At 67.0% G+C, this 11965-nt stretch carries 10 protein-coding genes; 2 read left to right on the forward strand and 8 right to left on the reverse strand.

Annotated features, from left to right (window positions below; all coding sequences use genetic code 11):
• The first annotated feature begins 19 nt into the window (after positions 1-19).
• Complete coding sequence (locus I9P22_RS06185) at positions 20-2278, forward strand: OmpA family protein (protein WP_199258485.1); 2259 nt, start codon at positions 20-22, stop codon at positions 2276-2278.
• Between the two features lie 506 nt (positions 2279-2784).
• On the opposite strand, the gene phoB is transcribed toward I9P22_RS06185, so the two are convergent.
• The 7 genes from phoB to aroC form a co-directional block, all read right to left on the reverse strand.
• Positions 2785-3474, reverse strand: coding sequence for a phosphate regulon transcriptional regulator PhoB (gene phoB, locus I9P22_RS06190; protein WP_199258486.1), 690 nt, complete (start codon positions 3472-3474; stop codon positions 2785-2787).
• Between the two features lie 3 nt (positions 3475-3477).
• Entirely contained in the window at positions 3478-4188 is a 711-nt protein-coding gene (phoU, locus tag I9P22_RS06195) for a phosphate signaling complex protein PhoU (RefSeq protein WP_199258487.1), read from the reverse strand.
• Positions 4189-4206: 18 nt separating this feature from the next.
• Positions 4207-5004: a phosphate ABC transporter ATP-binding protein PstB gene (gene pstB, locus I9P22_RS06200; RefSeq protein WP_199258488.1), complete on the reverse strand. Its 798-nt coding sequence runs from the start codon at positions 5002-5004 to the stop codon at positions 4207-4209.
• A 20-nt stretch (positions 5005-5024) separates the two neighbouring features.
• The gene (pstA, locus tag I9P22_RS06205) at positions 5025-6377 is read right to left on the reverse strand and encodes a phosphate ABC transporter permease PstA (RefSeq protein ID WP_199258489.1); all 1353 of its coding nucleotides are present in this window, start codon (positions 6375-6377) and stop codon (positions 5025-5027) included.
• Positions 6374-7564 carry a phosphate ABC transporter permease subunit PstC gene (gene pstC / locus I9P22_RS06210; RefSeq protein ID WP_199258490.1) on the reverse strand — a complete coding sequence of 397 codons (1191 nt, stop codon included), beginning with the start codon at positions 7562-7564 and terminating at the stop codon, positions 6374-6376. The genes pstA and pstC overlap by 4 nt, the downstream gene beginning before the upstream one ends.
• A gap of 60 nt (positions 7565-7624) precedes the next feature.
• Positions 7625-8653 (reverse strand): substrate-binding domain-containing protein, encoded by a 1029-nt coding sequence (locus I9P22_RS06215; RefSeq protein WP_199258491.1) that lies wholly within the window; start codon positions 8651-8653, stop codon positions 7625-7627.
• A gap of 255 nt (positions 8654-8908) precedes the next feature.
• A complete protein-coding gene (aroC, locus tag I9P22_RS06220; protein ID WP_199258492.1) occupies positions 8909-10009 on the reverse strand; it encodes a chorismate synthase in 1101 nt (366 codons plus the stop codon).
• Positions 10010-10237: 228 nt separating this feature from the next.
• Here aroC and I9P22_RS06225 point away from each other — a divergent pair, with 228 nt between their 5' ends.
• Positions 10238-11017 (forward strand): calcium-binding protein, encoded by a 780-nt coding sequence (locus I9P22_RS06225; RefSeq protein ID WP_199258493.1) that lies wholly within the window; start codon positions 10238-10240, stop codon positions 11015-11017.
• Here the strand turns inward: I9P22_RS06225 and I9P22_RS06230 are convergent.
• Entirely contained in the window at positions 10975-11907 is a 933-nt protein-coding gene (locus I9P22_RS06230; protein ID WP_179921185.1) for an IS5 family transposase, read from the reverse strand. The genes I9P22_RS06225 and I9P22_RS06230 overlap by 43 nt on opposite strands.
• Positions 11908-11965: the final 58 nt, after the last annotated feature.

Raw genomic sequence — 11965 nt, forward strand, 5'->3', positions numbered from 1 at the left:
CCATCGGAAGAGGACCGACATGCGCCGCATCTACAAAACGACAACCGCGATCGTGGCCTGCCTGTCGCTGATCGCCCCGCAGCTTGCGGTGGCGCAAGACCAGCAGGGCGAAGGCGGCGGCGAACAGCAGATCCTGCCCCGGCTCAAGAAGGATGCCGAGGCGGCAGCACGGCAAGGCGAGAAGCCGCAGCCCAAGGCCGCCGAACAGCAGGAACGCCCGGCCGAACAGCCGCAGCGCCAGCAAGGCAAGGCCCAAGGGCAACCCCAACCGGAGCAGGCCCAGCCGGAGCAGGCCCAGCAGGAACGTCCCGTGCAGGACCAGGCTCGGGAGACTCCTGCGCAAGCGCAGCCCGAACAGCCGCCCCGGCGGCAGGCCGCCCCCGAACCGGAGCCGGAGCCGGAGCCGGAGGCCCAAGCCCGGCAGCAGGAGCAGGCCCAGCCCGAGCTCGCGCCTGCGGTCGACGCGCAAGCCGACGATCAGCCCGGTGCCGAACCGCCCCGCCCGGCCCGACAGCAAGGTGAGGCCCCTGCGCCCAAGCCCGAGGTGACCCAGGCGCAGGAGCCGCAGGCCAAGCCTCCGGTCGTCCAGGCCGAAACGCCGAAGGGCAAGCCCCGGGATGCTGCCGAGGCCGCCACCCGCCGCGACAGGGCGCAGGAGGAGGCGCAGAAACAGCCCGAACCCAAGCCCGATACGCCCGAGGCGATGACGCGCTCGGATCCGGCGCCAGAGCGGAAACCGCAGCAGGACGATCCGGCCGCGGAAACCAGGCAGCCAGCCGCGGAAACCGGCGAAAGCCCCGACGCCGATGAGCTGAAGAAGGCGCTGGAGGCCAGGACCGGCGGCGAGGCTCGGCCCAAGCCCGGCCAGCCCGAACCCGGCCAGCCGCAACCCGGCGAGGAGCGCGCGGCGGCCCAGGCCGACAGCCGCGACCAGGCCGCCGACCCGCAGAAGCCGCCTCGGCGCGCGCAAGGCGCTGAGGGCGCAGAGGGCACGGTGCCCGATGCCGAGGAGCTCGGCCGCCGCCTGCAGGAACGCCAGCAGCAACAGCAGGGTGACCAGCAGGCGCAGCAGGACCAGACCCCGCCCATGGCTCCGCCCGGCCAGCCGCAACCAGGACAGCCGCAGCCCGGCCAGCGCAACGAGGTCCAGGCTCCCGAAGCCCGGGTGAAGCCCAACGAAGTGGCGAAACGCGCCGCCGAGCAGCAGGCGCCCGCCGACGCGGCCGCGCTGGCCGCCCAGGCAAACGAGGCCGAGGGCCAGGTCGAGGAAGTGCAGATCACCCGCGAAAACGCCCGTCGCTCGGACGAGGATTTCGAGACTGCGATCATGCAGGGGCTGCAGCAGCGCGCCCAGCCGGACCGGCAGCAGGAGGCGCGCGAGGACGACGATGACGACGACCTCAAGGACATCGGCAAGCTGCTGCTGGCCGGTGCGGCCGGCTTCGCCGTCGGCAAGATGCTGTCGAACGACCGGCAGGTGGCGCTGAATACCGGCGATCGGGTGGTCGTCACCCTGCCCGACGGCAGCCAGCAGGTGATCAAGGACGACAACGCCCTGCTCTACCAACCCGGCTCGAACGTGCGCACAGAAAGCTTCGAGGACGGCTCGACCCGCACCACGGTCCTGCGCGAGGATGGCAGCCGCGTGGTCACCATCCGCGACGCCAACATGAACATCCTGCGCCGCACGCTGGTGCGCGCCGACGGGACCGAGATGCGGCTGCTGGACAATACCGAGGTGCAGCCGGTCGAGATCGCGACCCTGCCCGCCCCGCCGCCGGTGGTGCTGAACCGCGGCCCGCTGGACGAGGCCGCGCTGCGCGAAGCGCTGCTGCGCGAGGCTGCCGTGGACCGGCGCTTCACCCTGGGGCAGATCCGCAATATCCCCGAGGTCCGCGCCCTGGTCGCACCGGTGAACGTGCCCGAGATCACCTTCGACACCGGCTCATCGGCGATCACCCCGGACCAGGCGCAGCAGCTTGCCACGCTGGGCAAGGTGATCCGCGACAGCATCGACCAGAACCCGCGCGAGATCTACATGATCGAGGGCTATACCGACGCGGTCGGGTCGGACGCCGCGAACCTGGCGCTGTCGGATCGCCGGGCAGAATCGGTGGCGCTGGCGCTGACCGAATATTTCGACGTGCCGCCCGAGAACATGGTGGTGCAGGGCTATGGCGAGCAGTTCCTGCTGGTGCCGAGCGAAGGGGCCGAGCGGGCGAACCGCCGCGTCGCCGTGCGCCGGATCACCGATCTGCTGGAACAGGCGCAGAACTGAACAACCCGAAAGCTGCTGGAATGGCGGCTTTCGCGGATCGCAGCGGCCGGGCGTGACTTGCGCCCGGCCGTTTTTGCTGGCCGGGCAAGAAGGGTAGCACGACGGCTTGCCCGGATTTGCCAGGCCAGCGTGACTTGCATCCAATTCCCGGGTTGCCACCCATGCCGGCGATCTTACGGCCAATCTTCCGGCGGATGCGGCTGCGCAGGAAGCGTCATCGCGGGACGAACTGCCCATTCAATGCAAGCTTTGCGGATTTGGTGGCTGCGATCGCCCGGAGCGGGCGCTTGGCCGACGCATTTCGGCCTGTCCCCCTGGGCGACAGGGAAGCGGTTTCCATCCTCCGCCGCCTCGGACGGATGATGGCCGGCTGGGCGGCCGCATGATTCCGCAACCGGCTGCCGTGACCATGCTTGCACCATGATTGCCGGCCAACGCCGACAGGCCCGAATGCCGCCGGACGCGGCGGCCATCACCGGCGCCGGCCCTGCCCGATTCCCGGCCGTTCAGCCCAGCGAATAGCCGGTGCCGCGCACGGTGCGGACCGGATTGTCGCCGCCATGCACCATCAGCGCCTTGCGCAACCGGCCGACATGCACATCGATGGTGCGGGTATCGACATAGATGTCGCGGCCCCAGACCCGGTCCAGAAGCTGCTCGCGCGTCCAGACCCGCCCGGGTTTTTCCATCAGCGTCGAGAGCAGCCGGAACTCGGTCGGGCCCAGGTGCAGCGGCTGCCCAGCCCGGAAGACCCGGTGCTCGGCCGCGTCCAGGATGATGTCGCCGAAGCTCAACCGCTCGCCCATCGAGGCCGGGCGGGTGCGGCGCAGCTGGGTGCGCAGCCGCGCCATCAGCTCGACCACGGAATAGGGCTTGACCACGTAATCGTCGGCGCCGGTTTCCAGCCCGCGCACCCGGTCCACCTCCTCGGAGCGGGCCGAGAGCATGATGATCGGGATCTGCCGGGTCGAGGGGTCAGCCTTGACGCGGCGGCAGATCTCGATGCCCGAGACATTGGGCAGCATCCAGTCCAGCACGATCAGGTCGGGCTGTTCCTCGGCCACCAGCAGCATGGCCTCGTCGCCGTTCTCGGCCATGACCACCTGGAAGCCCTTGGCCTCGAGATTGTATTTCAGCACCTCGCGCTGCGCGCCCTCATCCTCGACCACCAGAACACAGGGTTGCGACTGCGCCATGGATCAGGCCCCCTCCATGCGCGGCACGCTTTCGCCCTTGGGCCGCGGATCGTCGGGCAGCTCGCCCGTGGCGATGTAGATGACCTGCTCGGCGATGCCGGTGGCGTGGTCGCCCATGCGCTCGATGTTCTTGGCGATGAAATGCAGGTGCATGCAGGCGGTGATGTTGCGCGGGTCCTCCATCATGTAGGTCAGGAACTCGCGGAACAGCGCGTTATACATCTGGTCCACTTCCAGGTCGCGCTTGCGCACGTCGCCGGCCAGGGCCGCGTCGCGCTGGATATAGCTGTCCAGCGCGTCCTTCATCATCGCCTCGACCGTGGTGGACATGCGCCGCAGCGCCATGCCGGCGCCGTCGATGGCGGGCATGTCGGCCAGCACGTTGCTGCGCTTGGCGATGTTCTTGGCGTAATCGCCCACCCGCTCGAGAATGGCCGAGATCTTGATCACCGACAGCACCATGCGCAGGTCGGTGGCACGGGGCGCGCGCAGGGCGATCAGCCGCGCCGCCTCCTCGTTGATCTGCATTTCCAGCTCGTCGATGGCCTTGTCGCGGCGGCGGACCTCCTCGGCCAGCTCGTCGTCGCGGGTCTCCAGGGCGATGGCGGCGTCGTGGATGGCGCTTTCGACCATGCCGCCCATCTTGACCACCAGCGCCTGGACGGTCTCCAGGTCGCGGTCGAAGGCCGAGAGGATATGGCGTTCGTTGTTCATGTCAGATCCCTTTCCGGCCTAGCCGATGCGGCCTGAGATATAGCTTTCGGTGCGCGGGTCGCGCGGATTGGTGAAGATGTCGTCGGTGCTGCCGTATTCCACCAGGTTGCCGAGATGGAAGAAGGCGGTCTTCTGGCTGACCCGCGCCGCCTGCTGCATCGAATGGGTGACGATCACCACCGAGAATTCGGCGCGGAGCTGGTCGATCAGCTCCTCGATCTGGCTGGTGGCGATGGGGTCCAGCGCCGAACAGGGCTCGTCCATCAGCAGCACCTCGGGCTGGGTCGCGACGGCGCGGGCGATGCAAAGCCGCTGCTGCTGGCCGCCCGACAGGCCGGTACCGGGCTCCTGCAGGCGGTCCTTGACCTCGTTCCACAGTGCCGCACCGCGCAGCGATTTCTCGACGATCTCGTCCAGCTCGGCGCGGTGGCGGGCCAGGCCGTGGATGCGCGGGCCATAGGCCACGTTGTCATAGATCGACTTCGGGAACGGATTCGGCTTCTGGAAGACCATGCCGACGCGGGCGCGCAGCTGCACCGGATCGACGCGCTTGTCGTAGATATCCTCGCCGTCCAGGGTGATCCGCCCCTCGACCCGGCTGATGTCGATGGTGTCGTTCATGCGGTTCAGGCAGCGCAGGAAGGTCGACTTGCCGCAACCCGAGGGGCCGATGAAGGCGGTCACGGTCTTGTCGAGCAGATCGACATTCACGTCCTTGATGGCATGCTTGTCGCCATACCAGACCTGCACGTCCCGGGCCGAGATCTTGATTTCCGTCTGGTCCACACTGCGCTCCAGCAAACTCATGTCGTTCATATCGGGTCTCCTTTCCGGGATTACCACCGGCGCTCGAACTTGCGGCGCAGGAAGATGGCCAGAAGGTTCATGCAGAGCAGGAACACCAGCAGGACGATGATCGCCCCCGAAGCGCGTTCCACGAAGGCGGGGTCGGCGCGCTGGGTCCAGTTGTAGACCTGGACCGGCAGGGCCGAGGCGGGCTCGAACAGCCCGTCCGGCGGCGCCGAGGGATAGTTCTTCACGAAGGCCACCATGCCGATCAGCAGCAGCGGCGCGGTCTCGCCCAGGGCCTGGGCCAGGCCGATGATGGTGCCGGTCAGGATGCCCGGCATGGCCAGCGGCAGGACGTGGTGGAACACCGACTGCATCCGGGACGCCCCCACCCCCAGCGCCGCGTCGCGGATCGAGGGCGGCACCGCCTTCAGCGCCGCGCGGGTGGCAATGATGATGGTGGGCAGGGTCATCAGCGTCAGCACCAAGCCGCCGACAATGGGCGCCGATTGCGGCAGGCCGGCGAAGTTGATGAAGGCGGCAAGGCCGAGGATGCCGAAGACGATCGAAGGCACGGCGGCGAGGTTCGAGATGTTCACCTCGATGATGTCGGTCCAGCGGTTCTTGGGTGCGAATTCCTCGAGATAGATCGAGGCAGCGACGCCGATCGGCACCGACAGCACCAGCACCACCAGCATCATGTAGAGCGAGCCGAGGATGGCGATGCCGACGCCGGCGGCCTCGGGGCGCTGGTCCGAGGCGTCGGGGCTGGTCAGGAACGACCAGTTCCACTCGGTCGCGAGCATCCCCTCCGCCTTCAGCGCATCGGCCAGCTGCAGCTGCGCGGGTGAGGTATTGGCGTCGCGCGCCGCGCTCTCCATGCTGACGCGGCCCTTGTAATAGCCGTCGATGCGACCGTTCACCAGCACGCGGGTCTCGACGGTCTGGCCGATCAGCTCGGGATCGGCCAGCACGCGGGCGCGCAGCTGCGCCGCCGCCTCCTTGGAGATCAGGGTCGAGACGTCCTTCTCGGACAGGTCGGGAATGGCGATGCCCTTTCCGGCGATGGCCTGTTCCAGCGATTGCCGCAGGAGCTTGCCATAGGTCAGGGTCAGCACCTTCTTGATCTGCTCGGGGTCGCGGCTGCCGCTCTTGTCAAGCTGCGCGGCGTCCAGCGTGACCGGGATCTCCAGATAGGTCTGGCGGAAGGCGCCGATGCCGCCGGTCAGGATGGTGAACAGCAGGATCACCAGCATGACCATCGAGATGACGATGGCGCCCAGCCCATAGGCGCGGAAGCGGGCCTCGGCGGCGTTGCGCTTGCGGGTGCGGGGATCGGCGACCAGAAGCGAGCTTTTCCCTTGCGGAAGGGCCGCGGCCGGCATGGCTGCGTCGGTCATTCGTACTGCTCCCGGTATTTGCGCACCACGTAAAGGGCGATGATGTTCAGCCCCAGGGTGACGACGAAAAGGGTCAGGCCAAGCGCGAAGGCGACCAGCGTCTCGGGCGCGGCGAAATCGGTGTCGCCGGTCAGCTGGCTGACGATCTTCACGGTGATGGTGGTCATGGCCTCGAACGGGTTCAGGTCCATCTGCGCGGCGGCGCCGGCGCCCATGACCACGATCATCGTCTCGCCGATGGCGCGCGAGGCGGCCAGCAGGATGGCGCCGACGATGCCCGGCAGCGCCGCCGGCAGCACCACGTTCCTGACGGTTTCGGAATGGGTCGAACCCAGCCCCAGCGCGCCGTCGCGCAGCGATTGCGGCACAGCGTTGATGATGTCGTCCGACAGCGAGCTGACGAAGGGGATCAGCATGATGCCCATGACCAGGCCCGCCGTCATCACCGAGGAACCCGAATTGCCCAGTCCCAGCGGCTGCGCGAACCAGTCGCGCAGCAGGGGCCCGACGGTGATCAGCGCGAAAAGCCCGTAGACGATGGTCGGGATGCCGGCCAGCACCTCGATCGCGGGCTTGGCGATGCTGCGCAGCTTGGGCGAGGCGTATTCCGACATGTAGATCGCCGCGAACAGCCCGATCGGCACCGAGACCGCCAGCGCGATCACCGAGATATACAGGGTGCCCCAGACCAGCGGCAGGATGCCCAGCTGCGAGCCGCCGCCGAAGCGGGGCGACCAGGTGGTGCCGAAGAAGAAGTCCTGCCAGGGATATTGCCGGAAGAAGTTCCCGGTCTCAAACAGCATCGACAGCACGATCCCGGCGGTGGTCAGGATGGCGATGCTGGAACACAGGATCAAGAGGCCCTTGACCATGGATTCGACGGCGTTGCGGGCGCGAAAGCCCGGCGCGGTGCGGCTGAGCGCAAAGGCCAGCCCCGCCGCGGCCAGGACCAGGCCTGCGGCCGACACCAACAGGGTATCGGCGCCCGGCTGGAAGAAGCGCCAGAGCGCGATCAGGAAGAGCGCAGGCAGCGCCGTCAGCAGCGCCGCGTTCCAGCCGTAATAGCTGGGGCGCGAATGCAGCCGCCGGATGTCGCCGGACGCCAGGGCGATGGCGCGCGACCGGGTGGCAAGATAGCCCCCGACCGCCATGGCAAGGACGATCAGCAAGGTCCAGGAGACAGGCATGTGAGCCTCGAGACTGGGAAATGGAGAAGGCGCGGGGACCCTGCCCCCGCGCCCGTCAGATCATTGGGCGAGCGTCGCTTCGTCGGCCACCGCCTGCTGCGTCGCCGCAAGCTCGGGATCCGCGACCAGGCCATAGGCGGCCAGCGGACCCTCGGGGCCGGCCAGCTCGTCCGAGACGAAGAACTCGGCGAATTCCTTCAGCCCCTGGATCTCGCCGATATGCTGCTTCTTGACGTAGAAGAACAGCGGGCGCGAGACCGGGTATTCGCCCGAGGCGATGGACTCGGTCGAGGGGGCGACACCGCCCATGGTCGCGACCTTCAGCTTGTCGGTGTTGTTTTCATAGAAGGACAGGCCGAAGACGCCGATGCCGTTCTTGGCCGACTGGATGCGGGCCAGGGTCTCGGTATAGTCGCCGTCGATATCCACGGACTTGCCGTCGGTGCGCAGCGCCATGCAGGCCGCCTCGCCCTCTTCCTCGCCCAGCTCGGCCTTGAACACCTCGGCGGCGCCCGATTCCTCGCAGCCGGCGGCGATCACCTTCTCCTCGAAGACCTCGCGGGTGCCGTGCTTGGTGCCGGGCACGAAGGCCAGGATTTCCTGATCCGGCAGGTCGGCGCGGATCTCGTTCCACTTGGTCGCGGTGTTGTCGACGACCTTGCCGTCCTTGACCACCTTGGCGGCCAGGGCGTTGAACCAGTCGGCGGCGGTGAAGGCAAAGTCGTTGCTGCCGATGTCGCTGGCGAAGACGATGCCGTCATAGCCGATGCGGACCTCCATGATGTCGGTGACGCCGGCGGCCTTGCAGGCTTCCTTCTCGCTGTCCTTGATCGGGCGCGAGGAATTGGCGACGTCGATGGTGTTCTCGCCCACGCCCTCGCAGAATTTCTTCAGCCCGGCCGAGGAGCCGCCAGATTCGACCACCGGGGTCGGAAAGTCGGTGTTCTCGCCGAAGGCTTCGGCGACGATGGTGGCATAGGGCAGCACCGTGGACGAGCCGGCGATCTGGATCTGGTCGCGCGCGGCGGCCGCCGTGGCCGAGGCAGCAATCACGGCCAGCGCCGACACGGTGAATTTCGCGGATTTCATAGGATCACTCCTGACATTTCCTAGGGGCCGTTGCGGCCTGATCGCTCTCTAGAACGGCGATGCGACGGTTATGCGAAAGGAATATGTCAGTTGCGTGACAATCGAAAGGGTATTTGGGCAACAGGGAAAACCACAGGCCGAGGCCCGGGCTTCACCGTTTCCCCAAATACTCCATGGGGTGAAATGGCCCGGCACGGGCCAAGAGGGGAACGGCGTTCCCCTTTCCCGCGCGACCGGGCCTTCCCCGGCGGATCCCTAGCCGATGCGGCCGCGCTGGCCGCCGGTCTGGGCGCGATCCAGCAGCAGGTGGTCCAGGATCACGCAGGCCGCCATGGCCTCGGCGATGGGCACGGCACGGATGCCGACGCAGGGATCGTGGCGGCCCTTGGTGATCAGCTCGATCTCCTCGCCCCGCTGGTTGATCGTCCGCCGCGGCGTCAGGATCGAGCTGGTCGGCTTGACCGCGAAGCGCACCAGAATGTCCTGCCCGGTTGAGATGCCGCCCAGGATCCCACCGGCATGGTTCGTGAGGAACCGCGGGCCTTCGTTGCCCATGCGGATCTCGTCGGCGTTGGCGGTGCCGGTCAGCGCGGCCGCCGCCATGCCCTCGCCGATCTCGACGCCCTTGACCGCGTTGATCGACATCATCGCCGCGGCCAGGTCGGTGTCCAGCTTGGCATAGACCGGCGCGCCCAGGCCCGGCGGGCAGCCCTGGATCAGCACCTCGAGCGCGGCGCCGACGCTGTCCTGCGCCTTGCGGATACCGTTCAGGTAGTCCTCCCAGGCCGGCACGGCCGAGGCGTCGGGCAGGAAGAACGGGTTCCTGCCGATCTCCTCCGCGTCGAAACGCCCCCGGTCCAGATGCAGTTCGCCCATCTGCACCATGTAGCCGGTGATCTTCAGCCCCGGCGCCAGCTCGCGCAGCACCGCCTGGGCGACGCCGCCGGCCGCCACCCGCGCCGCCGTCTCGCGCGCGCTGGACCGGCCGCCGCCGCGATAGTCGCGAATGCCGTATTTCAGGTGATAGGCAATGTCGGCATGGCCGGGACGGAAGGCTTGGGCGATCTCGCCGTAATCCTTGCTGCGCTGGTCGGTGTTCTCGATCATCAGCTGGATCGGCGTGCCGGTGGTCCGGCCCTCGAACACGCCCGAGAGGATGCGCACCCGGTCCGGCTCCTGCCGCTGGGTGGTGAATTTCGAGCTGCCGGGCCGGCGCCGGTCCAGGAACTGCTGGATCCAGGCCTCGTCCAGCGCCACGCCGGGCGGGCAGCCGTCCACCGTCGCGCCAAGCGCCGGTCCGTGGCTTTCGCCCCAGGTGGTGAAGGTGAAGACGCGGCCGAAGGTGTTGAAGCTCATGGTTCCCGGACCCCTTTTTGCCTGCGATAGCCGCGCGCGGGGCAAGGGGCAATCCCCGCCCGCCGCCGCCGCCTTGCGCAAAGGATCGGGCAACCCCTGCCATTTCCAGAAAAATTTGTTTTCTTTCAATTGGTAAACCACATTTCACGCCGCCTTCACGCATCGGGGAGCACTCTCGCTTCACGAGGGTGAAGAAGCCCCGCGACCATCAGACGACAGGAGGAGAACATGCCTACTGGAACCAATGGCAACGACACCCTGATCGGTACGTCTGCCAGCGAAGTCTTCAATGCTCTTGGCGGGAACGATTACGTCCTCGGCCTCGGGGGCAATGACACGATCTATGGCGGCTCGGGCAGCGATTACCTGTCCGGCGGCGACGGCCACGACTATATCAGCGCCGGCTCGGGCACCGACACGGTGCATGGCTGGGACGACAATGACACCGTCGTCTCCAGCGGCGCCGGGCAATATTACGGCGATGCCGGCAACGATTACATCTATGCCGGCCTTGGCACCAGCGAGACGCTGGACGGCGGCACCGGCACCGACTGGCTGAACACCGCCACCTATAGCGGTGCCTACAGGATCAACCTGGCCACCGGCGCCACGAACTTCACCGGCGAAAGCTATGTGAATTTCGAGAACGTCTATTCCGGCTCCGGCAACGACACCCTTTACGGGACCAATGGCGCCAACTGGATGTACGGCAATAACGGCAACGATTACATCTATGGCTATGACGGCAACGACTTTCTGTCGGGCGGATCCGGCCGGGATTACCTGCATGCCGGAACCGGCAGCGATACGCTTTATGGCGGCAGGGCTCTGTTGCATAACTCAGGTGATGGGCGCGGTTACCCCCTCCCCGGACAGACTTATCCTACAGCTTCCGTGACCGGGATGCCGAAGGCTCTGTTGCATAACTCAGGTGATGGGCGCGGTTACCCCCTCCCCGGACAGACTTATCCTACAGCTTCCGTGACCGGGATGCCGAGCGCGGTGTAGCCGTTCAGGACGGCGATGCGGATCTGGAACTCGGCGACCTGACGGTCGAAGTCCCTTGCCATGAGCCGCTGGCCCAGCAGTTTGACACAATGCATCTTCGTCTCGATGCGGCTCCGGCGGTGGTATCCACTCCATCGTCGCCACAGGGTGCGGCCGAGATACCTGGACGCCCGGAGGGCCTCGTTGCGCGCGACGGCTCCAGCGGTGATGGTCTTCCAGGTCTTCGCGTTCCTGCGCGGTGGGATGACGGCATGGGCTCCGCGATCTGCAATCGCATCGTGGCACTTGCGCGTGTCGTAGGCGCCATCTGCCGTGACGCTACCGATTTCCTGGTCCTCCGGGATCTGGTCGAGAAGGTCAGGTAGGATCGGCGCATCGCCGACGTTGCTCCCGGTGATCTCGACAGCCCGGATCTCTAGCGTTTCCTCGTCGATCCCAAGGTGGATCTTGCGCCAGACCCGCCGTTTGGGGCCACCATGCTTGCGAGCGTGCCACTCGCCTTCGCCCTCGACCTTGATTCCTGTGCTGTCGATCAGCAGGTGCAGCGGCCCTTTGGAGCCGCGATACGGGATGTTCACAGCCAAGGTCTTCTGGCGGCGGGACAGTGTGCTGAAGTCAGGCACCGTCCAGTCGAGGCCAACCAGACGCAGCAGGCTCTCGACGAACCCGGTCGTCTGCCGGAGCGCCATGCCGAATAGCACCTTCATCGTCAGGCAGCTCTGAATGGCAGTATCGCTGTAGGTCTGCTGGCGGCCACGCCTCCCCGTCGGCACGGCATCCCAGCTCATCTCGGGGTCGAACCAGATCGTCAGCGAGCCCCGGCGCTTGAGCGCTTCATTGTAGGCTGGCCAGTTTCTGGTCCTGTAGGTTGGCGGTGTGGGTCTGCTCATACATCACAGCTACCACCCTGGATTCACGATCTGAATCCCTGACGGGATTTGTGCAACA

Source organism: Paracoccus binzhouensis, from assembly GCF_016446475.1.
GTDB classification, from domain to species: domain Bacteria; phylum Pseudomonadota; class Alphaproteobacteria; order Rhodobacterales; family Rhodobacteraceae; genus Paracoccus; species Paracoccus binzhouensis.

Excerpts from the sequence above, each read along its gene's own strand:
- pstA (WP_199258489.1), bottom strand. The coding sequence starts at position 6,377 with ATGACCGACGCAGCCATGCCGGCCGCGGCCCTTCCGCAAGGGAAAAGC.
- I9P22_RS06215 (WP_199258491.1), bottom strand. The coding sequence starts at position 8,653 with ATGAAATCCGCGAAATTCACCGTGTCGGCGCTGGCCGTGATTGCTGCC.
- I9P22_RS06225 (WP_199258493.1), top strand. The coding sequence starts at position 10,238 with ATGCCTACTGGAACCAATGGCAACGACACCCTGATCGGTACGTCTGCC.
- pstC (WP_199258490.1), bottom strand. The coding sequence starts at position 7,564 with ATGCCTGTCTCCTGGACCTTGCTGATCGTCCTTGCCATGGCGGTCGGG.
- pstB (WP_199258488.1), bottom strand. The coding sequence starts at position 5,004 with ATGAACGACATGAGTTTGCTGGAGCGCAGTGTGGACCAGACGGAAATC.
- I9P22_RS06230 (WP_179921185.1), bottom strand. The coding sequence starts at position 11,907 with ATGAGCAGACCCACACCGCCAACCTACAGGACCAGAAACTGGCCAGCC.
- phoB (WP_199258486.1), bottom strand. The coding sequence starts at position 3,474 with ATGGCGCAGTCGCAACCCTGTGTTCTGGTGGTCGAGGATGAGGGCGCG.
- I9P22_RS06185 (WP_199258485.1), top strand. The coding sequence starts at position 20 with ATGCGCCGCATCTACAAAACGACAACCGCGATCGTGGCCTGCCTGTCG.
- phoU (WP_199258487.1), bottom strand. The coding sequence starts at position 4,188 with ATGAACAACGAACGCCATATCCTCTCGGCCTTCGACCGCGACCTGGAG.
- aroC (WP_199258492.1), bottom strand. The coding sequence starts at position 10,009 with ATGAGCTTCAACACCTTCGGCCGCGTCTTCACCTTCACCACCTGGGGC.